Annotated in this window: 19 protein-coding genes; 8 read left to right on the top strand and 11 right to left on the bottom strand. The window is 72.1% G+C overall.

The features are described from left to right. Nucleotides 1–38: 38 nt before the first annotated feature. The 8 genes from H291_RS0123115 to H291_RS32920 form a co-directional block, all read right to left on the bottom strand. Entirely contained in the window at nucleotides 39–968 is a 930-nt protein-coding gene (locus H291_RS0123115; protein WP_020017402.1) for an ABC transporter substrate-binding protein, read from the bottom strand. Between the two features lie 295 nt (nucleotides 969–1,263). Beyond that, the gene (locus H291_RS33500) at nucleotides 1,264–1,440 is read right to left on the bottom strand and encodes a methionine/alanine import family NSS transporter small subunit (RefSeq protein WP_020017401.1); all 177 of its coding nucleotides are present in this window, start codon (nucleotides 1,438–1,440) and stop codon (nucleotides 1,264–1,266) included. Continuing rightward, the gene (locus H291_RS0123105) at nucleotides 1,437–2,999 is read right to left on the bottom strand and encodes a sodium-dependent transporter (protein ID WP_020017400.1); all 1,563 of its coding nucleotides are present in this window, start codon (nucleotides 2,997–2,999) and stop codon (nucleotides 1,437–1,439) included. The genes H291_RS33500 and H291_RS0123105 overlap by 4 nt, the downstream gene beginning before the upstream one ends. Nucleotides 3,000–3,092: 93 nt before the next feature. Next, nucleotides 3,093–4,373: an FAD-binding protein gene (locus tag H291_RS0123100; protein ID WP_020017399.1), complete on the bottom strand. Its 1,281-nt coding sequence runs from the start codon at nucleotides 4,371–4,373 to the stop codon at nucleotides 3,093–3,095. 77 nt (nucleotides 4,374–4,450) lie between these two features. Further along, complete coding sequence (locus H291_RS0123095; protein WP_020017398.1) at nucleotides 4,451–4,798, bottom strand: STAS domain-containing protein; 348 nt, start codon at nucleotides 4,796–4,798, stop codon at nucleotides 4,451–4,453. Between the two features lie 297 nt (nucleotides 4,799–5,095). Continuing rightward, entirely contained in the window at nucleotides 5,096–5,563 is a 468-nt protein-coding gene (locus H291_RS0123090; RefSeq protein ID WP_020017397.1) for an aminoacyl-tRNA deacylase, read from the bottom strand. A 75-nt stretch (nucleotides 5,564–5,638) separates the two neighbouring features. Continuing rightward, nucleotides 5,639–5,992: a DUF2087 domain-containing protein gene (locus H291_RS31395; RefSeq protein ID WP_020017396.1), complete on the bottom strand. Its 354-nt coding sequence runs from the start codon at nucleotides 5,990–5,992 to the stop codon at nucleotides 5,639–5,641. Nucleotides 5,993–5,995: 3 nt separating this feature from the next. Beyond that, nucleotides 5,996–7,915 carry a D-alanyl-D-alanine carboxypeptidase family protein gene (locus H291_RS32920; RefSeq protein WP_020017395.1) on the bottom strand — a complete coding sequence of 640 codons (1,920 nt, stop codon included), beginning with the start codon at nucleotides 7,913–7,915 and terminating at the stop codon, nucleotides 5,996–5,998. Nucleotides 7,916–8,235: 320 nt separating this feature from the next. Between H291_RS32920 and H291_RS0123075 the strand changes: the two genes are divergently transcribed. The 3 genes from H291_RS0123075 (at nucleotide 8,236) to H291_RS0123060 (ending at nucleotide 10,233) form a co-directional block, all read left to right on the top strand. Next, complete coding sequence (locus tag H291_RS0123075; RefSeq protein ID WP_020017394.1) at nucleotides 8,236–8,514, top strand: hypothetical protein; 279 nt, start codon at nucleotides 8,236–8,238, stop codon at nucleotides 8,512–8,514. A gap of 195 nt (nucleotides 8,515–8,709) precedes the next feature. Next, nucleotides 8,710–9,318: a hypothetical protein gene (locus H291_RS32915; RefSeq protein ID WP_051109609.1), complete on the top strand. Its 609-nt coding sequence runs from the start codon at nucleotides 8,710–8,712 to the stop codon at nucleotides 9,316–9,318. A 237-nt stretch (nucleotides 9,319–9,555) separates the two neighbouring features. After that, on the top strand, nucleotides 9,556–10,233 hold the full coding sequence (locus tag H291_RS0123060) for an HNH endonuclease family protein (protein WP_020017392.1): 678 nt from the start codon (nucleotides 9,556–9,558) through the stop codon (nucleotides 10,231–10,233). A gap of 16 nt (nucleotides 10,234–10,249) precedes the next feature. Here H291_RS0123060 and H291_RS0123055 read toward each other — a convergent pair whose 3' ends face one another. Together H291_RS0123055 and H291_RS0123050 are read right to left on the bottom strand one after the other, a co-directional pair. Then, nucleotides 10,250–10,843 carry a hypothetical protein gene (locus H291_RS0123055; RefSeq protein WP_020017391.1) on the bottom strand — a complete coding sequence of 198 codons (594 nt, stop codon included), beginning with the start codon at nucleotides 10,841–10,843 and terminating at the stop codon, nucleotides 10,250–10,252. Further along, nucleotides 10,840–11,328, bottom strand: coding sequence for a hypothetical protein (locus H291_RS0123050; protein WP_020017390.1), 489 nt, complete (start codon nucleotides 11,326–11,328; stop codon nucleotides 10,840–10,842). The genes H291_RS0123055 and H291_RS0123050 overlap by 4 nt, the downstream gene beginning before the upstream one ends. A gap of 306 nt (nucleotides 11,329–11,634) precedes the next feature. Here H291_RS0123050 and H291_RS0123045 point away from each other — a divergent pair, with 306 nt between their 5' ends. Both H291_RS0123045 and hrpA read left to right on the top strand, forming a co-directional pair. Beyond that, nucleotides 11,635–13,251 (top strand): glycoside hydrolase family 76 protein, encoded by a 1,617-nt coding sequence (locus H291_RS0123045; protein WP_020017389.1) that lies wholly within the window; start codon nucleotides 11,635–11,637, stop codon nucleotides 13,249–13,251. Nucleotides 13,252–13,391: 140 nt separating this feature from the next. After that, complete coding sequence (gene hrpA, locus H291_RS0123040) at nucleotides 13,392–17,951, top strand: ATP-dependent RNA helicase HrpA (protein WP_020017388.1); 4,560 nt, start codon at nucleotides 13,392–13,394, stop codon at nucleotides 17,949–17,951. A 47-nt stretch (nucleotides 17,952–17,998) separates the two neighbouring features. On the opposite strand, the gene H291_RS0123035 is transcribed toward hrpA, so the two are convergent. Continuing rightward, nucleotides 17,999–20,389 carry a hypothetical protein gene (locus H291_RS0123035; protein WP_157237275.1) on the bottom strand — a complete coding sequence of 797 codons (2,391 nt, stop codon included), beginning with the start codon at nucleotides 20,387–20,389 and terminating at the stop codon, nucleotides 17,999–18,001. Nucleotides 20,390–20,602: 213 nt separating this feature from the next. Here H291_RS0123035 and H291_RS31375 point away from each other — a divergent pair, with 213 nt between their 5' ends. The 3 genes from H291_RS31375 (at nucleotide 20,603) to H291_RS0123020 (ending at nucleotide 22,700) form a co-directional block, all read left to right on the top strand. Then, nucleotides 20,603–20,800 (top strand): PspC domain-containing protein, encoded by a 198-nt coding sequence (locus tag H291_RS31375; RefSeq protein ID WP_033327770.1) that lies wholly within the window; start codon nucleotides 20,603–20,605, stop codon nucleotides 20,798–20,800. Between the two features lie 112 nt (nucleotides 20,801–20,912). Then, entirely contained in the window at nucleotides 20,913–21,101 is a 189-nt protein-coding gene (locus H291_RS0123025) for a PspC domain-containing protein (protein WP_026366039.1), read from the top strand. Between the two features lie 159 nt (nucleotides 21,102–21,260). After that, nucleotides 21,261–22,700: an alpha-amylase gene (locus tag H291_RS0123020; RefSeq protein ID WP_020017384.1), complete on the top strand. Its 1,440-nt coding sequence runs from the start codon at nucleotides 21,261–21,263 to the stop codon at nucleotides 22,698–22,700. Nucleotides 22,701–22,720: the final 20 nt, after the last annotated feature.

Genomic DNA, 22,720 nt, shown 5'->3' with positions numbered 1-22,720 from the left:
TGGTGCGGACCGCGGGCGCCGTGCACTCGGCGGTCGGGTCACTCGGCCGGGTTCAGCTCGGCCTTTTCCACGACGGCGTCGGCGCTGCCCCAGGCCGCGAAGACCTGCTCGAGCGTGCCGTCGTCGATGAGCTTCTGGACCGCGGCCTGCACGGCGTCGGTCAGGTCCTGGTCGTCCTGCGAGACGACGATGCCGTAGGGCGCCGCGTCCAGGATGTCACCGACGGTCTCGACCTCGCCCGAGGTCTGCTCGACGGCGTAGGCCGTGATCGGCGAGTCGGCGTACATCGCCTGGAGCTTGCCGCCCACGAGGTTGGTGGTGACGTCGGCCTGCGACTCGTAGCGCACGACGTCGATCGGCTCCTCGCCGTCCTTCTCGCACTGCTCGGTGGCCGCGGTGAGCTCGTCGTCCTGGATGGTCGAGGTCTGCACGCCGATGGTGGTGCCGCACAGGCTCTCGGGGTCGAAGTCCTCGGGGTTGCCCGCCGCGACGCCGTACTGCGAGCCGGCCACGGCGTAGCTGATCATGTTGGCCTCGGCGGTGCGCTCGTCCGTGATGGTGAACGCCGAGATGCCCGCGTCGTACTTGGAGCCGATGGCGGGGATGATCCCGTCGAACGCCGCCGACTGGACCTCGACGTCGAGGCCGAGCACGGCCGCGACCGCGGTGATGGTGTCGATGTCGAACCCGACCGGCGTCTTGCCGTCGGCGTCGATGAACTCGGCCGGCGCGTAGGCGGTGTCGGACCCGACGGTCAGCGTGCCCTTGTCCGCGATCTCCTGGGGGAGCAGCGCGGCGATCTCCTCGTCGACCGCGACGGTCGAGGGGTCGAACGACGCCTCGGCGCTGGCCTCGTCGGACGCTCCGTCGGAGCCGGCGGGCTGCTGCGACGCGTCGGTGCACGCGGTCAGGGCGAGGGTGGCCACGGCGAGTACGGCCGTGGCGGTCAGGGCGGGAAGCCTGCGCATCAGGGGTCTCCTGGTCGAGTTTTTGAACGTCTCGCGAGGCCCCCGGCGACCCGACAGATCTCTGTCATCAGGGGAGCAGAGAACCCGACGGCGCACGTGGCGCCTCGACTCGAGTCTCACCCAACCGTGACTGGTCGCTGGCGTAAACCCGCAACTTAGAGACCATTGTCACACTGTGATGAAGGGCATGTTTCTGTTACATTTCGCCCTTCGCACAGCTCCTGACCTGCGAAGACGTGAAACCCGGCCGCTCGGCGAACTTGTCCGTCGCCGCGCGCGGAAGGGAACGAACCGGTCAGGTGTCGCGCTCGACCGGGCCGTCCGGGCGACCCGCGGGACCGCCCTCGTCCTCCCCGCCAGCCGGGTAGCTGGTCCGCTCCGGCCGCCTGACGAGGGCCACGATGCTCACCGCCAGGCCGCCCCACACGACGACGAGCGCGACGACCAGCAGGGTGACGGCGGTGCCGCTCATGACTTACCTCCGAACGTGGGCCAGGTGTCGAACCGGTCGGGCTCGACGCGCCACCGCATCCGGGTGAGCACGACGGCCGCGACGAGGAACAGGGCGACGACGCCCCACCCCATGACGTTGAGATACCACCCGGCGTATCCCTCGTAGCCGTCCTGGACCAGGGTCACGATGCGCGAGACCAGCATGGACGTGAGGACCACCGGGCCGAGCACCACGATGCAGAAGTTCCACCAGCGACCCACCGGGATCGTGGACACCGCGTTGAGGTGGAACCGCATCTCCTCGGTACGCCGGAGGACCCACCCGATGACGACGGTGGTCGCGACCGCCGAGGCGACGATGCCGATGTTGTTGGCCCACTGGTCCACGGTGTCCAGTGCGACCAGGCCGGTGGTGGTGGAGAAGGCGAGCACCGAGAGCACCGCGGCCACCACGCCGATGCGGACGGAGGCCTGCGCGCGCGTCCAGCCGAACTTCTCCTGGAAGGACGCCGACACGACCTGCAGGATCGAGAGCAGGGACGTGTAGCCGGCCATCACCAGCGACCCGAAGAACAGCGCCCCGAAGAGGCCGCCCGCCGGCATCTGGGAGACCAGGGCCGGGAAGGTGACGAACGCGAGGATCGGGCCGCTGAGGCCCTCCAGCTCGGCCACGGCCACGCCCTGCTCGTGGGCGAGGAAGCCGAGCGCGGCGAACACGCCGATGCCCGCGAACACCTCGAACCCGGAGTTGGCGAACGCGACCACGAACCCGGGCGACGTCAGGTTCGCCCGGCGCTTCCGGTAGGAGGCGTACGTGATCATGATGCCGAACGCGATCGAGAGCGAGAAGAAGATCTGGCTGTAGGCCGCGATCCAGACGTTCGGGTCGGCCATGGCACCCCAGTCCGGGGTGAACAGCGCGTTCAGCCCGTCGGCCGCGCCGGGGAGGAAGAGCGCCCGGACCACGAGCGTGCCGAAGGCGAGCAGCAGCAGCGGCATGAACACGAAGTTGACCTTCTCCAGCCCCTTGGCCACGCCGGCGGCGAGCACGACGACGGTCGCCACCCACACGAGGACCAGCGGGATCAGCACCGCGGGCACGAAGTCGAGCGTGAACCACGGGTCCGCGCCGCCGACGTCCGCCAGCTGGAGGTACGTGCCGGTGAAGAACCCCGCGGTGTCGTCACCCCAGCGCAGGTCGAAGGAGTAGACGAAGAAGCTGAGCGCCCACGCGATGATCACCGCGTAGTACACGGCGATGACGAAGCAGATGGCCACCTGGAACCAGCCGAGGCCTTCCAGCCAGCGCTTGACCCGGCGCAGGGCCAGGGGCGCGGACCCGCGGTACCGGTGCCCGATCGCGTAGTCCAGGAAGAGGATCGGGATGCCCGCCGTCAGCAGCGCGATCAGGTAGGGCACGATGAACGCGCCCCCGCCGTTCTCGTAGGCCACCCCCGGGAACCGCCAGATGTTACCCAGCCCGACGGCCGAACCGATGGCGGACAGGATGAAGCCCAGCTGTCCGCTGAACTCCTCCCGCTTCTCGGGCTTCGCGGTCGTGCTCTGCGCGTCGCTCATCCCTCGATCCTGCGGGATATATCGCCCGAGTGCGAAATCAGGTGCTCCGGGCACCAGTTCACCCGGAGCACCCGCGCCGAACAGACCCGCCGCTCAGCGCTCCAGCAGCTCGGCCACGTAGCCGCCGCGGAACGTGCCCGCCGGGTCGAGCCGGCCCGCCAGCGCCGCGAAGTCGTCGAACCGCGGGTACAGGCCCGGGAGGTCGGTCACCGGGACGGTGAACAGCTTGCCCCAGTGCGGCCGCGCACCCAGGGGCAGCAGCGCCGCCTCCAGCTCCGGCAGCGCTTCCCGCACGGCCGGCCAGTCCTGCTTCCACGTGAAGTGCAGTGCGAGGCTGTCGCCGGGAGTCGTGCTGAGCCAGAGGTCGTCGCCGGCGACGGTGCGGATCTCGGACGTGAGCAGCAGCGGGCCGAGCCGGTCACCGAGCGCCCGCACGGCGCGGACGGCGTCGGGCCCCGCGGCGCGCGGAAGCAGGTACTCCGACTGGAGCTCCTCCCCCAGCGAAGGCGTGAAGTCGAGGCGGAAGTGCGGCAGGCGCTCGAACCACGGCCCGGGCACCCCGCCCTGCTCCGTGCAGGCGACGGCGGCGACGTCGGGCAGGGGATGCATCGGCCCGGTCGCCGGGACGGCCCCCAGGTCGGTCAGCAGGGTGGGGGCGGCGCCCACGGCGCGCCGGATCGAGCCTATCGAGATCTCGTCCACCTTGGACTTGCACCAGACCATGCGGACGTCGGGCTCGAACCAGCTCGTGAAGACGCTGACCGAGTACGCGCTGCCCATGACGGCGTCGAGGTTCTCGGCCAGGGCGTCCCAGGACAGGCCGGTGAACACGTCCTGGCGCACGTCGAACGTCGGCACCGTGGCCAGCTCGACGCGCGTCACGACGCCGAGCGCGCCGAGCGCCACCACGGCGCCGGGGAAGTCGGCGTCGCCGCGGCGCAGGGTCAGCGTCTCCCCGGACGCGGTCACCAGCTCCAGGCCGACGACGTCGCCCGCGAGCGAGCGCGTGCCGTCACCCGAGCCGTGGGTGCCGGTGGCGACGGCCCCGGCCACGGAGATGTGCGGCAGGGAGGCCATGGCGGTCAGGGCGCGGCCCTGGCCGTGCAGCCCGGCGACGACGTCGCCGTAGCGAAGTCCGGCCCGGACGGAGGCCACGCCCGTGGCCGCGTCGACCTCGAGGGCCGGCCGGCCGTCGTCGAGGAGGTCGAGCTGGACGTGCACGCCCGTGGTGTCGGCGACGTCCGAGAACGAGTGGCGTGAGCCGAGGGCCCGGACGCGGGGCTCGCCGGCGACGATGCCGGCAAGCTCCGCGAGGGTCCGGGGGCGCTCGGTGCGCGCGGAGGAGTACGTGAGGTTCGCTGCCCAGTTCTTCACCGGACCAGGGTGCCACTCCCGCGCCCGTCGGGACGCGGCCGTTCACGTGGTGCTGCGGTGTGGTGCTGCGGCAGGACTCAGGCGCTGGCGCCGGCGCTGCGCACCACCGGGATGCGCTGGCTGATGCCGACCATGTCCAGGACCTCCATGACGACGGCGGACGGCTCCCGGAGCTGGACGGGCGATCCCGTCTCCTCGCCGAGCACGAACACCTGGAGGATGAAGGCGACCCCGGAGGAGTCGATGAACGTGACGTCCCGGGCGTCGACGATGACGGGATCGGGGTCGGGTCGTGCTGCGAGCGTGGCCATCGCCTCGCTCGCGTTCTCGCGCAGCAGCGCGTCGATGTCACCCCAGAGGGTCAGCACCGTGCCCTCGTAGGTGTTCCGGCAGGCGATTCCGGATCCCAGGCGTCCGGGAACCATGTCCTGCGCTGAGTCTGACGGGAGAGGGTCCATGGGGTCATTCGCTCCGTCCTGCATTGGTCGGGCCTCGACTTCGTTGACACTTGCTTCTGCACAACTGACGTAAACGTCAACTTGGACACTTCTTGGTGCTGTCTGACCACCCCTTGCCCCGGCAGGGCAAGAATTGCCTAGGGCGAGTGTTCACCCGACACCGGGCTTACGTCCACCCCCAAGGCGTTACGGTCACGTTGCACGGAGGAGAACTACCACCTTCCGCATGGTGCGGGCCCGTTCGGCGCCCGTCCGGGACGCGACTCAGACGGGGTCGGTCACGTCCGCGATCGTGGCTCCGAGCGCCGACGTGAGGTCGACGGCATCGAGCGTGGCACCCACTCCGTGGGCGCCTCCGCCGATCGACACAGGCCCCGGCTCGCTGAGCCGGGAGTCCGCGACGACGGGCCACCTGTGGAACGACCCGAACGGGGTGATGGTTCCCCGCTCATAGCCCGTGACCTCGAAAGCCACGTCCTTGCTCGGCATCGACAGCCGCGAGACGCCCAGCAGCGCCCGCAGCTTGGGCCACGAGATCTGCCGGTCGCCGGGGACCAGGACGAACAGGAAGTCGTCATCGGCACGGCGCACGACGATCGTCTTGATCAGCTTGGCCGGCTCGACGCCGCGGGCGGCGGCCGCCTCGGCGAGGCTCGCGACCTGACCGTGCCGGGTGATCTCGAACGGGATGCCCGCCGCCTCGAGCGCCGCGACAGCTCGTTCTTCACTCATGGAATTTCCTATCCTGAAAACGCGAGTCTTCGTTGTCTCGCAATATGGTCAAGGTATCTCCTGTGCGGCGCTTCCTCAGGCGTCGTACTCGGTGCGCTCGGTGCGCCAGTACTCGGCCCCGTCGCGCGTGCGCTGCACCAGTCCGTGGTCAACCATCACACGCCGGGTACCCACCGGGTCGTAGGACAGCTCGCGCAGCCGGTCCGTGAGCTCCCGCTCGGTCACCGGCTCCAGCAGCGTGGGCAGCGCCTGCGCCGCCAGATACCGCGTCACCGCGACCTTGTCCCGCCAGCGGCGCGGCAGTGCCTCCAGCCGCCCGGAGCGCAGGAACCGCCGGGGGTCACCGGCCGGGGCCGGCTCACCCGGGACCGGCTCGCCCACGGCAGGCTCACCCGCGGTCCGGCCGCCCGACGTCTGCTCGGCCGTCATCCGTCAGCTCAGCTCCGGCCGGCGGGGCCGGCGGCTCGCCCGCACGGTCGACGACTTCGAGAGGACGCCGAGGGGGCTGGACGACGCCGCGTCGGCCGTGCCCTCGGGGTCCTCGTCCGGCGCGCACGGGTCCTCGTCGGTCGCGTCGTCGTCCGCGGACGTGCCCTCCTCCGCCGACGCCTCGTCCGCGGCCTTCTCGGCAGCGGCCTTCTCAGCGGCAGCCTTCTCGGCGGCGGCCTTCTCCTCGGCCGTGGCCCCGGCCGGGACCTCGACCTCGCACTCGGGATCGGACGGGTCCGGGCTCGGCTCCTCGGACGGGTCCGGGCTCGGGTCCGGAGTCGGCTCCTCCGTGGGCTCGTCGCTCGGATCCGGAGTCGGCTCCTCCGACGGGTCGTCGCTCGGGTCCGGAGTCGGAGTCGGGCTCGGCGTGGGCTTCGTCGTCGGGTCCGTCGGCTTGGGCTCCGTCGGCTTCGGGTCGCTCGGCGTGGGCTTGGGCGTCGGCTTCGGCGGCTTCTGCGACGGCGGGTTGGCGCCCGGCTTGTCCGACGGCTTCGCGGGCTTGCCGGCGCTGCTCCCGCCGCTCGGCTTCGGGTCGGGCGACGGCTTGTAGCGCGGGGTCGCCGAGTCGGACGGCGTCCAGGTGCCGACGTCGGACGGGTCGATCGCACGGTTCGGGATGGAGCCCGCCGCGAAGAACTCGAAGTGCCAGGGCTCGGGCTTGGCGCCGCCGATCCGGGCCCACGACGGGTTGTCCCAGCCGTAGTCGGGACCGTGCAGCCGCAGCCAGACGTACTGGGCCGAGGCGCCGCCCGCGATCGGGTTGCCCAGGTCCACCGCGAGGCCCCAGCCGTGGTTCGACGTGCCGGGGACCGCCGCCAGGTGCGGCTTGGTCTTCGCCACCGCGACCTGCAGCTCGTAGGACCGGTAGGAGTCGGTGATCGGGATCGGGTAGCCGAACTCCCTCTCGAACTCCGCGTTGAGCGCCGTGAAGCGCTCCGCGGCGTCGCAGCGCAGCATGTGGCCGGGGGCGAAGCTCAGCGGGCACAGCACGTCGGTCGGGATGCGGCCGTTGGAGTATCCCAGCGTGGAGCCGCCGAACGCGGAGACGACGTCGAGCAGGCTCTCACGGAGGGAGACGCCCGCCCGCCCGCCGACACCGCCGAGGCCCTCGACCTCCACCAGCGCGTTGGGCACCGACGGGTCCAGCATGTTCGCCAGCCGGACGGCGGCGATGACCACCTCGTCGTAGGTGACATAACCAGCGTGCGGGTCGTCCTCCGCCGGTTCGACCACCGAGGTGAGCTCGTTCGACACCTGGACGGCGGGCGGGGTGTCGTCGTCGGACGGCGTCCCGGTCTCGTCCTGGCCGGAGTCGTCCTGGCCGGAGTCACCCTCGTCCGTGTTCTCCTCGTCCGCGTCCTGGCCGGCGTCGCGCCCGTCGGCGTCGTCCTCCCGGTCGGAGTCGCGGGACGGGGGCCCGGCGTCCGGTCCCGTGCCGCGCGCGGGCGCGTCCTCGATGCGCAGGCCCTCGTTGTTCTCGCCGAACGCGAGCTGCTGCATCTGGTAGGTCGTGTAGAGCATGCCGAGCTCGGCGGCAGCCTGCGCCACGGTGGGGCTGAAGGCGGGTCCCTGCTCCTGCGCCTCCTGCTCCGCGCGTTCGAGCACCGCGACGATCTGGGCGAGCGAGACGCCCTGCGGGGCGGTCTCGGTCTCGCCGACCGTGACGCTCTGGAGCAGCCCGTAAAGCCGGATCGGCAGGTCGTCGCCGTCGCGGGCGACCTGCGTGCCAGGAACGCTCGCCGCCGCGGTGACCAGTACGCCCGCGGCGATCGCGGTCGCGACGGCGCCGGTCCAGGCCCGCCGGAGATACCTGCGCAGGCCGGTCCGGGGTACGTGTGGAACGAGCGACTTCGCCTGGTTCACGCGTCTCCCCCTCGGTCGGTGCGCCGCCTGCTGGAGCGCGGCGCATGCCGTTTCGGATCCTTACACAGCAGTATCACGATCTGGTGAACTCGGGTGGAGTAATTATCGGCGCCCAGGTGAACCGCCCGGCCCGGAGGCAGCGGACAGCGCACGCCAGGCGTCTGTGACGCCCCACGATCGACAAGAGTAACGATTCGGGCGTACAACGCAATGAAGTCTTCCTGGTGCATCTCGGATGCTTCACACTGACCCGGGTCCGTACGGGCGCACCGCGCCCGCAACCGAGCGGCCGGAAGTGTGGCCGTGAAAGGAAGTCCCCCATGACCGAGACTCCCAACGCACCCGCAGTCGAGGGCACCGTGCAGGACCCGCAGGCGAACGTCATCGCGATCGTCGGCTTCGTCCTCGCGTTCGTCGCGCCCCCGATCGGGATCATCCTCTCGGCGATCGCTGTGTCGAAGGCCGGCAAGACGGGCATCGACAGCAAGCTCGCGAAGTGGGGTCTGGCCCTCTCGATCATCTTCACCGTGCTGTACCTGGTCTTCGTCGCGCTCGGCGTCGTCGCGGCGCTCTCGCTGCCGGCCGGCTCCGGCGTCTGACCTGAGGTAGCGCGCACCGGGCAGCCACGCGCGCCCGGCAGCACCACTCACAGCACAGAGGCTGTCGCCCCCGCGGGGGCGACAGCCTCTGTCGTTCCAAGGCCAGATGTCGGTGCCCTATCCAGAACCAATCGGATACTCCACAATATGGCCTGACATTTCCGACTACCTGCCAACCAGGGGAGCACTACCACCATGACCACGCCCGACACCACGACCCCCGAGGCCGCGACCGAAGAGAACGCGGCCACGGCTGCCACCGAGGTCGTGGAGACCGAGTCCGCCGAGGCGGCGGCGACGTCCGAGGCGAAGACAGAGACCGAGGCCCCCGCTTCCGAGCCGGCCACCGAGGCGCCCGCCGCGGCCGCTCCGGCCGAGACCGCTCCGGTCGAGACGGCCGCTCCGGCCGAGACCGCCCCCGTCGAGACCGCTCCGGCCGTCGTCGCCGAGACCGTGCCCGCCGCCGCGGTGGCCGCGGCCCCCGCGGTCGCGGCCGCAGCCTCGACCGAGGTCGCCGCTCCGGCCGCCGCGACCGCCGTCGCCGCGCCCGCTCCCGCCGTCGTCGAGGAGGAGGAAGAGGACCCGCAGACCACGGTCTTCAGCCTCGTCACCTTCTTCCTCGCCGCGCTCCCGATCATCGGCGTCATCCTGAACGCCATCGCGGTCGCCCGCGCCGGCAAGGAGGGCTTCGACCTGTGGCTCGCCAAGTGGGGCCTCGCGCTCGCCATCGCCGAGACCGTCGGCGCCCTGATCCTGGTCGGCATCGGCTACTACTTCGGCCTGCTGACCGCCGGCGCCATCTGAGCCGCCCCGTACTCCTGCCGAGGTCCGCCTCCCCCGAGCCCTCCCGCACGGCCTCTCCCCAGACGCCGTGCCGGACCGCCGGGCGGGGCGGACCTCGTGCTCTGCCCGGGAGCTCACGTCTCACGACTCGGTCAGAACGGGTGAAATTTCGCTAACCTACACATGGTGGTCATTCGGGTGTCACCGGACGCCTCGACCATGAACGGGCCCCGGTCAGTCTCGAGGAAGGTCTGTCCCATGTCGCAGCTCGTCGTCCAGCGAGACCCCCGGCGCGGCCACCGCGCCCGCCATCTCGTCGCGTCGGCCCTGGCGCTGGCGCTCGTCGCCCTCCTGACGGTGGTGCATCCCCAGTCCGCGAGCGCCTACCCGCCCGGACTCCCGTCCAAGGCGGTGGCACAGTCCGAGCTCGACGCCCTCCCGGTGCGCGCCGAGAGCGAGTCGGCACCGTACGACCGGGACCTCTTCCCGCACTGGATCACCGTCGACGGCTGCACCACCCGCGAGACCGTCCTGCGCCGTGACGGCGACGGCGTGGAGGTGGGCAGCGACTGCTACCCGACGTCCGGCAGCTGGTACAGCGAGTACGACGGACAGACCCGCACGGCGCCCGCCGACATCTCGATCGACCACGTGGTGGCCCTGGCCGAGGCCTGGCGCTCGGGCGCCGACGGGTGGACGACGGCGCGGCGGCAGGACTTCGCGAACGACCTCACCGGCCCGCAGCTCATCGCGGTCACGGCGGAGGTGAACAGCTCGAAGAGCGACAAGGACCCCGCCGAGTGGGTGCCGCCGCTGGCGAGCAAGCGCTGCGCCTACTCGAAGATGTGGATCCACACGAAGTCGCGCTGGGGCCTGAGCGTGGACGCGGCCGAGATGGCCGCCCTGCAGCCGCTGCTGGACAGCTGCTCGTACTGAGCCCGCCGCCGGGCGCTCAGGCCACCTCGCCGACCTGGGCGTCCGACAGCCGGGCGAGCGTGCGACGCAGCGTCTCCTCGGCGTCGAGCACGGCCTGGTAGGCGTCCCGGCAGGCCGCGTACCCCGCGCAGGCGGCGTCCACCACGCCGATCGCGGCCCGCGAGACGGCGTCGACCTCCTCGGGCGGGGCCGTCCCGCCGACCGAGGCGAGCCGGGTGGCCCCGTGCCGGGCCACCCGCAGGCGCGCGACGCCGGAGATGTGCCGCGTCTGGCCGGACTCCAGGGCGGTCGCGTAGTCGTCGAACGTGTCGGCCATCGCGTCGAGGCCCCGCGTGCCCGACGTGGTCGCGCCGGGTCCGCGCAGCGCGGTGCGCATGGTGCGCAGCCCCGTGGCGGCGTCGCGGACGGCGCGCGCCCTCCCCCGCACCTCCGCCGGGCTCCCGCCGGGCAGGTGGCCGACGGCGGCGTCCCAGTCGGACGATGCCGTGCGCAGGTCCTCGGTCAGGATCTCGACGTACTCCGGGACGTCCAGGTGCTCGAAGCCCTGGCGCCTGCGGCTCAGCCCGTCGATCCGGCTCTCGCACAGGTCGATGAGCTCGAGCAGGTTCACGCCGGACCTTCGCCGGGGGCACCGGCGGGATCGGCCGGACCTGCTGCGGGGTCCGGTCGGCCCACCTGGCGGACCGGCAGCGGCCGGGGTCCCGTCGGGCGGTCCACAGCGACCGCCCCGGCACGGTCCGGGGTGTCGACGCGTGCTGGAGTCCCGGCCGGCTGGGTCGGCTGCTGGGTCGGCTGCCCGGCCGCCCGGCCCGTCGCCGGCTCCGGTCCGAGCCGGTCGAGCACCGCGAGGACCCGATGGATCCTGGCGATCTCGCGGAGCGCGGCGGCCGGGTCGGCCTCCCGGCCCGCGGTGCGCAGCACGTGCCCGACGGCGTCGCGGGCCGCCGTCGGCCCCTCGACCACGGCGTCGCCGAGCGCGATCACGTCGGCGAGGCCGGCGAGCCGCACCGTGATGGCGACCCGGCGCGTCGTCGGCCAGCCGACGCCCGCGGCGGTGAGGCGTCGTACGGAACGCGCGACGGTCTCGGGGCTCATGGTGTGCGCTCCGGCGTGCCGACGTCGACCCTCAGCTGCTCAGCCATCCAGCTCCCTCTCCGGCATCCCCGCACGTCACAGGGATTTTCGGCAGCCTAGGCGGCATCCACCGGAGACAACATGGGGAGCGATCCCCATCCCCCGGGGCCGCCGACGCGGGTCACGTCCGGGTCCCGTGGCGCACCCCTGCGGCTGTTGACGGATCCGCGCGGAGCCGTGAGTCTGGTCGGGCCGCGGCCCGGCGGGCCGCGTTCGCACTGCTCAGCTCTCCAACCGACGGACGACATACGAGCACAGGGAGAACCGATGACAACGCTGTCAGAGACGCCCTCGCACCGCACGCACCGACGCTTCAGGGGACACCCCGGCCGGAGGCCCGGACGACCCGCCCTCGGCATCGCCGCCGCGCTGGCCGCCGCGTGCCTGGTCGCGGTACCGCTCGCCCCCGCCGCGCCGGCCGGCGCGGCACCGGCTGACGCGGCACCGGCGGCCGCGAGCGCCGTCGGCCCGGAAGCCGCCGTCGAACCTGCCGGGACCGGGACGCGGGCCGCCGCCCTGGCCGAGATCTGCGACATCTACTGCGACGCCCGGGACCCGGGGGCCGCGGCGGGCGACCGGGTGCCGGTGACCACCACGGTGCACGGCCGCACGATCCGGCTGCACGTGTCCGACCCCGACGTCATGGGCTGGGGCTCGGTCGACGGCGGGCAGCCCGGCGACGAGGTCTGGCTGGACCGCTCGTTCGACGGCGGCCGGACGTGGGCGTCGGGCAGCCGGCTGGGCGCCACGACGATTCCGGCGGGCTCCACCGGCTGGCGCACCCAGATGTACAACGTGGACGACTGGAACAACACCGGCGTCGGCGCGCTGCGGGCCTGCGGCAAGGCGGGCGACCGCGCCGAGATCGCCTGCACCGGGTGGGCGCGCAACGACCGCAACGCGGGCAGCCGCTCGACGGCGGCCGCCACCGCGCTGATGATGCTGTGGGACCGTGACACCGGGCTGTTCGAGACCAACGGTTGGTGGACCGGGGCCAACGCGCTGACCGCCGTCATCGACAACGCCCGGATCAGCGGCATGGGCAGCTACCGCTACGCGATCGCGCAGACCTACGAGAAGAACGTGAACGCGCGCGACGGCCAGTTCCGCAACGAGTACCTGGACGACACGGGCTGGTGGGGCCTGGCCTGGGTCGCCGCCTACGACCTGACCGGGGACAGCCGGTACCTGAGCACCGCCCGGGCGGACGCCGACCACATGCGCGCCTACTGGACCGACAAGTGCGGCGGCGGCGTGCAGTGGAACACGGGCATCGCGTACAAGAACGCCATCACCAACGAGCTGTACGTGCAGCTCAACGCGGCGCTGCACAACCGGATCCCCGGCGACACCACCTACCGTCAGCGGGCGCAGGAGGGGTGGGAGTGGTTCCGGGACAGCGGCATGATCAACTCGGGCAACCTGGTCAACGACGGGCTGAACGACTCGTGCGCCAACAACGGCCAGCCCACCTGGACGTACAACCAGGGCGTGATCCTCGGGGCGCTGGCCGAGCTGCACCGGGCCACCGGTGACGCCGCCCTGCTGGAGACCGCCCGCGACCTGGCCGACGCCTCGACCGGCTCGACGTACCTCAACCCCGGCGGGATCCTCCGCGAGGTGAACGAGGGCGACGACTGCAACAGCGACGGCGCGTCGTTCAAGGGGGCCTACGTGCGCGGGCTGGGCAAGCTGAACGTGGCCCTGGGCGACCGGCCGTACAGTGCCTACCTCGACCGGCAGGCCGACGCCGCGTACGCCAATGACCGCGACTCGCTCGGCATGTACGGCCCGCACTGGGCCGGGCCGCTGGTGCGGCCCGCGACGGGGCACGGCTGCCAGCACGGCGTGCTGGACCTGATGAACGCGGCCGAGGCCGGCTAGCACCCCGTGTCAGACGTACAGATCACCCCCGTGACCTGTACGTCTGACACGTGGGCGGGCCCCGGTGGACCCCGCGGCAAATCATCTTGCCGTTCCTGGGAGAATGAGGGGTTGTGAGTACCGAGCCTTCTTCCACCCCTGTGTCCGACGGCGATCGCGGTCGCGCGGGCGGAGGCCGGAACCACCGCCGTGGCTCGGGCAGGCGCGCCGGCAACCAGAACCGCCGTCCGCGGCGATCCGGGCCGCAGCGCGTCTCCGCGGAACAGCTCGCGGCCGCGGCGGCCAAGCGGGCCGCCGTCGAGATGCCGGAGATCACCTACCCGGCCCAGCTGCCCGTCTCCGCCCGCCGCGAGGACATCGCCGCGGCGATCCGGGACCACCAGGTCGTGATCGTGGCCGGCGAGACCGGCTCCGGCAAGACGACGCAGATCCCCAAGATCGCGCTCGAGCTGGGGCGCGGGCGCGAGGGCCAGATCGGCCACACGCAGCCCCGCCGCCTCGCCGCGCGCACCGTCGCGGAGCGCATCGCCGAGGAGCTCGGCACCCAGCTCGGCGGCGTCGTGGGCTACCAGGTGCGGTTCACCGACCAGTCCAGCGACGAGACGCTGGTCAAGGTCATGACCGACGGCATCCTGCTCGCCCAGATCCAGCGCGACCCGCAGCTCCTGGCCTACGACACGATCATCATCGACGAGGCGCACGAGCGGTCGCTCAACATCGACTTCCTGCTCGGGTACCTGTCGCGGCTGCTGCCGCAGCGGCCCGACCTCAAGCTGATCATCACGTCGGCCACCATCGACTCCGAGCGGTTCGCCGCGCACTTCTCCCCCGCGGCCCTGGCGCAGCGGGGCGGGGCGCCCGAGTACGTCACCGACGTGCTTCCGGACCTGGCCCCGATCGTCGAGGTCTCGGGCCGCACCTACCCGGTCGAGATCCGGTACCGCCCGCTGTCGCCCGACGAGGGACCGGAGGACGGGGCCTCGCAGGTCGAGCCGGCCGAGACCACCGGTGGTGCTCGACAGACCCGACCGGCGAGGGCGAAGAAGGGCAAGGCCCGCGGCGAGGAGGAGAAGGACCTCGTCACCGGCATCATCGACGCCTGCGACGAGCTGCTCCGGGAGGGCAGCGGCGACATCCTCGTGTTCCTCTCGGGCGAGCGCGAGATCCACGACGCCGCCGACGGCCTGGCCGGCCACTACAAGGAGCGGGCGCGCGACCCGAAGCACCCGCAGCACATCGAGATCCTGCCGCTGTACGCGCGGCTGTCGAGCGCGGAGCAGCACCGGGTCTTCCAGCAGCACGCGTCGCGGCGCATCGTGCTGGCCACGAACGTGGCCGAGACGTCGCTGACCGTGCCGGGCATCCACTACGTGGTGGACCCGGGCACCGCCCGCATCAGCCGCTACTCCAAGCAGACCAAGGTGCAGCGTCTGCCCATCGAGCCGGTCTCGCAGGCCTCGGCCAACCAGCGCAGCGGCCGCTCCGGCCGTGTCGCCGACGGCATCGCGATCCGCCTCTACTCGCAGGAGGACTTCGACGGCCGGCCCGAGTTCACCGAGCCCGAGATCCTGCGTACCTCCCTGGCGTCGGTGCTGCTGCAGATGATCTCGGTGGGCGTGGTCAGCACGCCCGACGACGTCGCCCGCTTCCCCTTCGTGGAGCCGCCGGACACGCGCGCCATCCGCGACGGCGTGCAGCTCCTGACCGAGCTCGGCGCGCTGGAGGAGATCGACGGCGTCACGCAGCTCACCGAGGTGGGCCGCACCCTCGCCCAGCTGCCGATGGACCCGCGCCTGGCGCGCATGGTCATCGAGGGCTCGCGGCACGGTGTCGCCCGCGAGGTGGCGATCGTCGCGGCCGCGCTGTCGATCCAGGACCCCCGCGAGCGCCCCGCCGAGCAGCGCGCGCAGGCCGACCAGCTGCACGCCCGGTTCGCCGACCCGCGCTCCGACTTCCTGACGTACCTGAACCTCTGGGAGTACGTGCGGGAGCAGCAGCGGCTGCTCTCCAGCTCGGCGTTCCGCCGGCAGTGCAAGGCGGAGTACCTGAACTTCCTGCGCATCCGCGAGTGGCAGGACGTCGTGGCGCAGCTCCGCGAGATGGCCAAGCCGCTGGGCATCGAGATGTCGTTCCAGCCGCGCAACCGTCCGGACCGCGGGTCGAGCCCGACCACCGACGGTATCGAGCCCGAGGTGGCGTCGTACCGGCAGACCTGGGACGACGACACGATCCACCGGTCGCTGCTCGCGGGCCTGCTGTCGCAGATCGGCATGCAGGACACCGGCGAGGTCAAGGCGTCCGCCGTCGCGCACCTGCGGGGCGAGGCGCGCGAGCGCGCGCTGAAGCGGGCCAAGAAGCAGGCCCGCAACGAGTACATCGGCGCCCGCGGGGCGCGGTTCGCGATCTTCCCGGGCTCGCCGCTGTCCAAGAAGCCGCCGGTGTGGATCATGGCGGGCGAGCTGGTCGAGACCAGCCGGCTGTGGGCCCGCGACGTCAGCCGCATCCAGCCGGAGTGGGCCGAGGACCTCGCGGGGCCGCTCGCGAAGCGCACCTACTCGGAGCCGCACTGGTCCACCAAGCAGGGCGCCGCGATGTGCACGGAGAAGGTGCTGCTGTACGGCGTGCCGATCGTGTCCGACCGCCGCGTGCTCTACGCGAAGGTGGACCCCGAGGCGGCCCGCGAGATGTTCGTGCGGCACGCTCTGGTGCAGGGCGAGTGGACCACGCACCACCGGTTCTTCCACGACAACCGGGCGCTCCTGGAGGAGGCCGGCGAGCTGGAGGCCCGGTCCCGGCAGCGCGGCCTGGTGGCGGACGAGGACGACCTGTTCGCCTTCTACGACGAGCGCGTGCCCGAGACCGTGGTGTCCGCTGCGCACTTCGACCGCTGGTGGTCGCGGGCCCGCAAGGAGACGCCGGACCTGCTCACCTTCACCATGGAGCAGCTCGTCGGCGACGCCTCCGTGGACACGGCCGAGTTCCCGGAGACCTGGCCGCAGGGCGAGCTCACCCTGCCGCTCACCTACCAGTTCCAGCCCGGGTCCGACGCCGACGGCGTGACCGTGCACGTGCCCGTGGCCGTGCTGGCCCGCGTGGTGCCGGACGGGTTCGACTGGATGGTGCCCGGGCTGCTCGAGGAGCTGACCGTGGCGACCATCAAGTCGCTGCCCAAGACGGTGCGGCGCGAGCTCGTGCCGGCCCCCGACGTCGCCCGCGAGATCGTCGCCTGGCTGCGCACCGAGGCTCCGGCCTGGGAAGACATCGCCCGGGCGGGCGACATGGCCGAGCCCTACACGTCGGCGTTCACCCGGGCGGTCCGCGCGCTGCGCGACGTCGTGGTGCCCGCCGAGGTGTGGGACGACGAGCGCGTCTCCCGGCTGCCGGGGCACCTGCGCGTGACGTTCCGGGTGATCGAGGAGCGCGGGCGGGGCCGGAACGCCTCGTCCGTGGTGCTGGACGAGTCCAAGGACCTGGTGCTGCTGCAGCGCAAGCTCGCGTCGCGCGCGGAGGCCGCGGTGCGGTCGGCCGTGCGCGGGGCCGTCGGCGCCGCGCTGGCCGAGGCCCGGGCCGCCGCCGGTGCCGGGGGCGCTGCGGCCGGATCCGCTGCGTCCGGGAGCGCCGACGGGGCCGTACCGGGAGCGAAGGCGCCCGCGCCGGGCTCCGCGTCGCCGGCCGCGGTGGGCGCGCGCGCCTCGGGCGCGGCCGGGAGCGGCACGAGCGCCGGCGCCGTCGTCGGGGAGCAGACCGGGCTGACCGGGTGGCCCGCCGGGCTGCCCGACGGCGGGACGCTGCCGGAGTCGGTGTCGACCGACGTGGGCGCCGGGGTCGTGGTCCGGGGCTTCCCCGCGCTGGTCGAGGAGACCGCCCCGAAGGTGAAGGGACAGGCCCGCACCGTCGGCGTCGCGCTCCGGATCCTGGCGGACGAGACGGCCCAGGCCGCCGCGCACGCCGCCGGCGTGCGCCGCCTGCTGCTGTCGGAGACCGCGCTCGGGACCGGGCGGATCACGTCGCGGTGGACCGGCACGCAGTCGCTCACGCTCGCGGCGTCGCCGTACCCCAGCACGGAGGCGCTGGTGGCGGACCTGCAGCTCGCCGCCGTCGGCTCGCTGACGGCACCGGCCGACGAGACGCGGTACGACACGCCCCCGGGCGGGCCGGACGCGGCGGCCGTGCGGTCGGCGGCGGACTACGCCGACGCGCTCGCGTTCGTCCGGAAGCACCTGGAGGACGAGGTGCACCGCGTCGTCGGGCACGTGGTCGCCGCGCTGTCGGCGAGCCGCACGCTCGAGGCGGAGGTCCGCGCGTCGGGCAGCCTGGCGCTGCTCAACACGCTGCAGGACGTCCGCGAGCACCGCGCGACGCTGATCCACGACGGGTTCGTCTCGGCGACGCCGCCGCGGCGGCTGCCGCACCTGGCGCGCTACCTGCGGGCGGACTCCCACCGCCTGACCAAGGCGGCGGAGAACCCTGGGCGCGACGCCGACCTCGCGTGGCGGATCGGCGACGTGACGTCGGCATACGAGAAGGCGCAGGCGACATACGCGGCGGGGTCGCCGGACGCCGCCCGCGCCGCCGAGCTGGCCGAGGTGCGCTGGATGCTGGAGGAGCTGCGGGTGTCGCTGTTCGCGCAGCAGCTCGGCACGGACGGGCCGGTCAGCGAGAAGCGGATCAGGAAGGTGCTGGCGCCGGGCGGGTGGTGAGACGCCTCGCGGTGCCGGGCGGGACCGCCGCCCGGCACCGGCCCGCTTCAGCCCTTGTAGGCCGCTCGGCCGTAGGCGCTCATCAGCGGACGCTCGCCCTTCTTGACGAGCACCACCTGGACCGCCGTGTTGCGGTACTTGTACGACTCCGTGCCGGCGCGCCCGTTGTTCCTCGCCCAGCCGAGCCAGCCGGTGCCGGCCACGTGGACGCGGTAGTAGAGGTCGTACTGCTTGGCCATCTCGCCGGTGAGCCGCATCCGGTAGGCGGAGGTGCGGTTGGTGCGGTGGTACGTGCCCGAGACCCGGTCGTCGCCCATGTAGGGCCGCCAGCCGGAGCCCTCGACCTTGGCCGACACCTGGACACCGCCCGAGTACTCCCGGCCGTTCACGTCGATGCTCACGGCGTTGAGGCGCTGCGAGGTGCTGGTGTACCCGGCGGTCGCCCCACCGCGAACGATCGGCTTCCAGCCCGCCGGCCGCAGGTAGGGCTGCACCTCCGCCTGGTTCTGGGTCGTCTTGTCGTAGAAGGGTGCGTTGCCGGTCGTGGTCGCCGTGGGTGTCTTGCCCTTGGCCAGCACGCGGATCTGGACGTCCTCGATGCGGTAGGCGTACCCCGTCGTACCCGCGGCCTCCCCGTTCTTCGCCCAGCCCAGCCAGCCGAACTTCGGCACGTACACGCGGTACCAGACGTCGTAGAACGACGCGTGCGGACCGCCAGGCGAGATCCGGATGGCCTCGAGCCGACGCTTCTCCCCGATGCTGCCGAGGTAGTACATGTTCGACCTGGCCTGGGAACCGACCCATCCGCGGCCCTGCACGTAGCCCTCGGACTCGAACCAGAAGGCGGCCCGCGACTCGGTGCTGGTCGAGGGCACCGGGCTCGTCGCGTACGACTCCGAGTACGGGCGGGCGATCAGAGCCTGCGCTGCCCATCCGCTTCCTGCGATTCCAGCGCTGCGGCCGTCACTGGCCTGGCAGTAGCAGTAGTTGCTCTCCCAGGGGCTGCCGACGCCGCTGAGCCCATAGCTGACGTGCATGGTGTCCCGCGGCCGGACCGTGAACGGTGTCGACGTGACCGACCGGGGGCTCGTGCTGGGCCCCGTCGCCGTGACGCGTACGGCGATGCTGCGCCCGACGTCCGCCGGCGAGCTCAGGTACTGACTGCTCGTGGCGCCCTTGATGGCCGCACCGTCGCGCAGCCACTGGTACGTGTACGACGCCGGGGTCGGGCTGAAGCCGTCGACCACAGCCCGGTAGAAGCTGTTGTAGCTGGGATGGGCGTTGCCGGACGACTCGATCGACTCGACCACAGCCCACCCACCGGTGAAGACACAGTCCTTCGCACAGACACGGGCTGTCGTCGAGAGCACCGGGGCACCCTCCAGCTGCTGGTACTCCGCCGTGATCTGCCGGAACCCGGTGCCGAGCGGGGCCGGTTCCACGAGGACGGTCTCGGTCTGTGCGTCGAACGTGGCACGGCCGAGCACCACCGCCCCGTACCGGAGCACGACCTCGCCCATCGGCTTGGACGCGAGGTCGCTCGTCAGCGTGACGGCCAGGGGGATTCGGCCGTCGCCCGGTTCTCCGGCAAGATCCGCCACGGTGACCGCGGGGGGCACCGGCTTCGACGTGCCGGCCGCGCCCACCAGGAGGTTCTTGGACCACCTCGGACCGGCGACCCCGTACTGGTCGATCCCCCGCAGGTGCAGGTAGTGGCTGCCCGGTGCCATCGGGAGCACCGGGATCGACGCCGGGCCGGCGTCGGGCACCAGGACGGTCTCCCACGTCGTGGGCCGGCTCGAGTTCGTCGTCAGGGCGTACTCGTACGCGACGGCCTCTCCCCGATGCTGATACGTGTCGGCCACCAGGTATCGCCCGGCCACGCCCGCACCGCCGCGGGCCTCGCCGGAGACGTACACCGCGTCGGCCCCGAGATCCGGCACCACCGCCCGGATGACGGGTGGGTGACGGACGCCGAAGACGCACGACGCCACGGGCTCCTCCGCCCAGACCCCGTCCGCGTCCCGGAGCCGCACCTCGAGGGTGTAGACCGTGCCGTCGTCCACGCTCAGCGTGCGATCCCTGCTGACGGCGACGCCGTCGTCCACCGGGGCGGGGGCTTTGTCCAGGTCCACGCCGTCCGGACTGACGACCGTGTAGAGGACGGCGGTGTCGGCCGTGGGCACGTCGAACGTGGAGGACCACCGGAGCACCAGGTACGAGCCGTCGCCGTGGTACCAGACCGGGTCGTCGCCGCAGGCCTCGCCGTTGATCATGGTCGACAGCACAGGAGCGGGTCCTGTCGCAGAGGGTGACGGCTCCGCCGTGGCGGCCGGGGCGGGGATCGCGGGAACCGTGATCAGGCCGGCAAGGAGCGCGCCTCCGGTCAGGAGGGCCAGCGCCCGGCTCGATGCAGCCGAGAGTCGAAGCGGATTCACGTCGCCGTCCTCCCACGGACCCCTCAGGGGTCGCCGAGGCCCCGTGCAGGTAGGCAGGGGCCTCGCTGAGGGTAGGTCGGCCAGAACGCGACAACAACGAAGTTCGGGATAGTTCACCCGAAGCGGGGTACAGGGGTCCAGGCCCGCGCTCAGGGCAAAGATCCGGGTGAGCCCGGATGTCGCCCCGGGTGCGGCGCACGTAGCGTCGAGGACATGAGCACAAACACCCTTTCCCGTCCTCGCCAGGGGCGCATCATCGGCGGTGTCTGCGCCGGGATCGCCCGCCGGTTCGGCTGGAGCCCCACTGTCGTGCGGGTCGTCGCCGTCGCCTCGATCCTCATCCCCGGCCCGCAGGTGCTGGCCTACCTCATCTGCTGGGTCGCGATCCCGAACGAGCGTCAGGCCGCCTGAGCACCCCGGCGGGGGCCCGGGTCCACCCTGGCCGCCCCTCCGGGCAGGTTCAGGGCCGCGCCGGGGGATCACCGGATACCGGGCGGCTCGTGGCGCACGTAGCGTCGATGACATGAGCACACAGACACTTTCCCGTCCGCGCCAGGGGCGCATGATCGCCGGTGTCTGCGCCGGTATCGCCCACCGATTCGGCTGGGACCCGACGCTCGTCCGGGTCCTCACCGTCGCCTCCGTCTTCATCCCTGGACCGCAGTTCCTCGCCTACATCGCGTTCTGGATCCTCATGCCCAACGAGGACTGAACCGACCCCCGTCGGGGCAACGACACGCCAGAGGCCCGGGTATTTCACCCGGGCCTCTGGCGTGTCGTCGTACGTTTCTGCAAGGCTTGCAGCAAGATCCGGAAACGGCCGTGCAACGCCGCACTGGCCTCAGCCGGGACGACGCCGCAAGGAGCCGCCATGACGCGCCATCCGAACGTGCCCCGCCGCCTGCTAGCCACCCTGACGACGTTCGCCACCGCACTGACCCTGGGTCTGGTCGCGAGCGCCGCCACACCCGCCGCCGAGCCGGCCCGGGCAGCGACCCCGGAGCACGGCGACGGGGACGTCATCCTGAACATGTTCCAGTGGACCTGGGACTCCGTCGCCGCGGAGTGCGCCGACGTCGTCGGGCCCGCCGGGTTCGGCTACGTGCAGGTCTCCCCGCCGATGGAGCACATCCGCGGCTCGCAGTGGTGGACGTCGTACCAGCCCGTGAGCTACAGGATCGAGTCCAAGCTGGGCACCCGGGCCGAGTTCGCGAACATGGTCGCCGCCTGCGACGCAGCAGGGGTGGGCGTGATCGCGGACGCCGTCGTGAACCACATGGCGGGCGCCGGCCAGTCCGGCACGGGCGTCGCCGGCACGCAGTTCTCGGACGACAACTTCGCCGGGACGTACAGCGCGGCGGACTTCAACGACTGCCGCAGCAACATCTCGAACTACGGCGACCGCTACCAGGTGCAGAACTGCCGCCTGGTCTCGCTCCAGGACCTGCGTACGGGCTCCGACTACGTGCGGGGCCGGCTCGCCGCGTACTTCGACGACCTGGTGTCCCTCGGCGTCGACGGGTTCCGGATCGACGCCGCGAAGCACATCCCGGCGTCGGACCTGGAGGCGATCAAGGCGCGGATGAGCAACCCGAACGTGTTCTGGGTGCACGAGGTGATCGGGGCCGCGGGTGAGCCGATCCAGCCGTCCGAGTACCTGGGCAGCGGCGACTCGCACGAGTTCGACTACGCACGGCAGCTCAAGCGTGACTTCGACGGGCAGATCAAGAACCTGCGCTTCATCGGGGACGGCAAGCTGCCGTACGACCGGGCGGGTGTGTTCGTGGACAACCACGACACGGAGCGCAACGGCGAGTCGATGAACTACAAGTGGGGCGCCAAGTACGTCCTGGCCAACACGTTCCTGCTCTCGTGGCCGTACGGCTCGCCCAGCGTGTACTCGGGCTACGAGTTCTCGAACAACGACGCCGGCGCGCCGGGCGCTACCGAGACCACGGTCCCGGACGCGACCTGCGGCGCGGGCAGGTGGACCTGCACGCAGCGCTGGACCGAGATCCGCGGCATGGTCGGCTTCCACAACGAGGTGGCCGGCACCGAGGTCACCAACTGGTGGGACGACGGCGGCAACCTGGTCTCGTACGGCCGCGGCACCAAGGGGTACGTGGTGCTGAACAACACCGCCTCGGCCGTGCAGCGCTCGTTCCAGACGTCGCTGCCGGCGGGCACGTACTGCGACGTCGTCGCGGCGGCGGACTGCTCGGTGAAGCGGACCGTGGACTCGGGCGGCTGGTTCACGGCCTCGGTCCCGGCCTACGGGGCGCTGGCGATCCACGCGGGCGCGCGGGGCTGACCTCGACGTCGGCGGTCGAG

Origin of the sequence: Promicromonospora sukumoe 327MFSha3.1 (assembly GCF_000385135.1) — a bacterium.
Classification (GTDB): domain Bacteria; phylum Actinomycetota; class Actinomycetes; order Actinomycetales; family Cellulomonadaceae; genus Promicromonospora; species Promicromonospora sukumoe_B.
This window is presented reverse-complemented; position numbering and strand designations above follow the sequence as displayed.

Bases quoted from the DNA above. Each gene is read 5' to 3' on its own strand.
- H291_RS0123115 (WP_020017402.1), bottom strand. From the start codon at position 968: ATGCGCAGGCTTCCCGCCCTGACCGCCACGGCCGTACTCGCCGTGGCC.
- H291_RS33500 (WP_020017401.1), bottom strand. From the start codon at position 1,440: ATGAGCGGCACCGCCGTCACCCTGCTGGTCGTCGCGCTCGTCGTCGTG.
- H291_RS0123105 (WP_020017400.1), bottom strand. From the start codon at position 2,999: ATGAGCGACGCGCAGAGCACGACCGCGAAGCCCGAGAAGCGGGAGGAG.
- H291_RS0123095 (WP_020017398.1), bottom strand. From the start codon at position 4,798: ATGGTTCCCGGACGCCTGGGATCCGGAATCGCCTGCCGGAACACCTAC.
- H291_RS0123090 (WP_020017397.1), bottom strand. From the start codon at position 5,563: ATGAGTGAAGAACGAGCTGTCGCGGCGCTCGAGGCGGCGGGCATCCCG.
- H291_RS31395 (WP_020017396.1), bottom strand. From the start codon at position 5,992: ATGACGGCCGAGCAGACGTCGGGCGGCCGGACCGCGGGTGAGCCTGCC.
- H291_RS0123075 (WP_020017394.1), top strand. From the start codon at position 8,236: ATGACCGAGACTCCCAACGCACCCGCAGTCGAGGGCACCGTGCAGGAC.
- H291_RS32915 (WP_051109609.1), top strand. From the start codon at position 8,710: ATGACCACGCCCGACACCACGACCCCCGAGGCCGCGACCGAAGAGAAC.
- H291_RS0123060 (WP_020017392.1), top strand. From the start codon at position 9,556: ATGTCGCAGCTCGTCGTCCAGCGAGACCCCCGGCGCGGCCACCGCGCC.
- H291_RS0123050 (WP_020017390.1), bottom strand. From the start codon at position 11,328: ATGAGCCCCGAGACCGTCGCGCGTTCCGTACGACGCCTCACCGCCGCG.
- H291_RS0123045 (WP_020017389.1), top strand. From the start codon at position 11,635: ATGACAACGCTGTCAGAGACGCCCTCGCACCGCACGCACCGACGCTTC.
- H291_RS31375 (WP_033327770.1), top strand. From the start codon at position 20,603: ATGAGCACAAACACCCTTTCCCGTCCTCGCCAGGGGCGCATCATCGGC.
- H291_RS0123025 (WP_026366039.1), top strand. From the start codon at position 20,913: ATGAGCACACAGACACTTTCCCGTCCGCGCCAGGGGCGCATGATCGCC.
- H291_RS0123020 (WP_020017384.1), top strand. From the start codon at position 21,261: ATGACGCGCCATCCGAACGTGCCCCGCCGCCTGCTAGCCACCCTGACG.